The sequence below is a fragment of the Streptomyces sp. NPDC033229 genome, from assembly GCF_055576875.1.
In genome coordinates, this window is sequence record NZ_JBVIQR010000176.1 from 1 (window position 1) to 2,130 (window position 2,130).

The following is a 2,130-nucleotide window of genomic DNA, read 5'->3' on the forward strand; positions in this document are numbered from 1 at the left end:
CGCAAACGGGTCCTCCACGCGGCACACGGCCGCTGACCACCGGCTCATGGGTGGTGTCGATGGAGTCGATCGCGATGTCGTCGGTCTGGCTGAACCACAGGTCTTGTAGGAGCGCGTCACTCACGGCCAGTCATGATCGCGGATCCGGTGACCCTGCGTGGCCCCAGCACGAAAAGTGATCCAGAGCCACTTTTCAAACGACGCTGACAGTCCGGAGCCGACCGCGATCTGGGCCGGGGATGTCATAGGTCCAGTACGGCAGGGCAGGTGACCAGCAAGGCTCCCTGGCGGTCGAGTTGAGACGTGAGGCATCTCGCTCAACCGTCCGGGAGCCTTGCCCGCTACACACCCCTCGTCCGTCACTCGAACAGCGGCCAACTCGAAGAGGCTCAATCATCGAGGTCGATCAGCCAGTGGGGCCCATCCCCATACGTGTGGGCAGTGCCTCCATGAGAGGATCAGATGAGATCATCCCCATGTGTACGGGCAGTGCTAGCGGTGGTTTGTTAGAGCGGGACATACAAGTTAAGCGGTCTGCCGGTGCCGAGGGCGTGTATGAGGGTATGGAGTTCGGTGGGTGGGGGGTTGGTTGTCCAGGCTCGCCAGTAGCGTTGCAGCGTGGCCCAGGGCGTGAGCCAGCCACGGACGGCTCTGAGGGCCTGGGGCCAGCAGGCCGGCTGGGGCTGGTGGGGCACCGGTGTGCCCGCTCTCTGCCCGGCCGTGGGCCGGTTCCTTTTCGTGGGCGATGGACGGGGGTGGGGTGAACCAGGTGTCCCAGCAGAAGCTGAACGCGCAGGTCACGAGGGTCTGGTGGCGGCGGATGGCGGTGTCGGAGCGGACCTGGAAGTCGGCCCAGCCGAGTTCGTCCTTGACCTGTTTGTAGCTCTGCTCGACCCAGTGCCGCAGTCCGTAGAGCCGTACCACTTCGGTGAGAGTGGCGGCCGGGTGCCGGCTGCGCTCCTCGCGCGGTGATCCGGGCCTGGGCAGGTTGGTGGCCAGATACCAGGTGGACATCTCGGGCAGGGTGGCCGGGTCGGTGGTGGCCACCACCAGCCGGATCACTCCGTCTGGCCCCCACCAGCCCAGCTGGGCATCGGCGGCCCACCAGGTGGAGGTGTTGCCGTCGCGGAGCGTGCGGGTCACCGCCGTCCAGTCGCCGGGCTGTCCGGGCCCGTGCCAGGCCAGTTCGCGGGCAGCATCGACGGGCCGGAAGGCATCCCTGTACTGCCAGCTGCCGTGGCCGCGTTTGAGGGCCATCACGAACGGCATACGGGCGTCGGACAATTCGGCGCGGAAGCTGTTGTGGTCGCCGTAGGCGCAGTCGGCGACGACCGCCCGGAACACCACACCCGCCGTCTTTGCCCGCGCGCGCCAGGGCGGACCCGATCTGCAGCTTGGTACGGAAGGCCGGGTCGTTCTTCCCTCCGGGGAAGTGGTGGGCGGGGGTATAGGGCACGGCGTGCAGTGGGTAGTAGACGCGCTCGTCGGCCCAGCAGGTGGTCACCGTGACAACGCCGCGGTCGATCTTCCCGACCGAGCCGAGGTACTGCTTGCCCACGTGCGCGGTCGCGCTCCCGTCCTTGCGGTCCCCGGAATCGTCGATGACCAGCACCCCGCCCGCATGCGGGGAGGTCGCCGGATCCGAAAGCAGCAGCTCCACACGGCGGGCGTTGACTTTCCCGTGGTCCCAGGTCGACTCGGACAGGAAGAACTGCAGCCGCTGCACCGACCGGTCCTGGGCACCCACCACGGGCTCTGTCCCGGCCAGGCACGTCAGGGTCTTGTTCCGGTCCCGCGGCAGCAGCAACCCTGCCAGATACTCACGGAACCCACGACGCTGGGCCAACGTGGAGAACAGGTCATCGAAACGCGCCGCATACGCTTCCAGCGGCCCCGGAGCAGGCGGACACGGCACACGCTTGGTCATCACAGCCCCCGAGAAATGCGCAAAGCTCCCACCAACCGGCTTACTACCACCCCGAACCGCCGTCAACAAACCACCGCTAGTGAGCCGGACTTGAGTCTTGGTGTTGAGGTGATCCCCGTGGTGTGGACACACCTGACAATGGATCGTGTTGATCCTGGATGGTGTAGATCCACGTGGCAAGGCCCTCGAAGTACAGTGCGGAG

1 pseudogene is annotated in these 2,130 nt (G+C 66.5%); it reads right to left on the reverse strand.

The features are described 5' to 3' along the window. Positions 1–525: 525 nt before the first annotated feature. A pseudogene (locus ACZ53N_RS37170) lies at positions 526–1,927 on the reverse strand (IS701 family transposase). Positions 1,928–2,130 lie beyond the last annotated feature (203 nt).